The following is a 286-nucleotide window of genomic DNA, read 5'->3' as shown; positions in this document are numbered from 1 at the left end:
CAAGAACACTGGCTGCGCACCGTCAACAGCGTGGACTACACGCCGCCGCGTGCCGGGGAGAACCTGGCCGACCATGCGCCGCACTTCTGGCAGTGGCTGACGCGGGCCGCCGGGGGCAATCACGACAAGCAGGAGCGCATCCTCGCGGCGCTCTTTATGGTGCTGGCCAACCGCTATGACTGGCAATTGTTCCTTGAAGTGACCGGCCCGGGTGGCAGCGGCAAGAGCGTCATGGCCGCCATCGCCCGGCTGTTGGCCGGGGCCGACAACACCACCTCTGCCTCCA

Annotated in this window: 1 protein-coding gene; it reads left to right on the top strand. The window is 67.1% G+C overall.

Features of this window, described 5'->3' with window-relative positions; genetic code table 11:
- Positions 1–286, top strand: a 286-nt coding sequence (locus tag JYB63_RS22935; protein WP_207758449.1) for a hypothetical protein, incomplete at both ends; no start/stop codon positions are given.

It is taken from the genome of Aliamphritea spongicola (assembly GCF_017051665.1).
Classification (GTDB): domain Bacteria; phylum Pseudomonadota; class Gammaproteobacteria; order Pseudomonadales; family Balneatricaceae; genus Amphritea; species Amphritea spongicola.
This window is presented reverse-complemented; position numbering and strand designations above follow the sequence as displayed.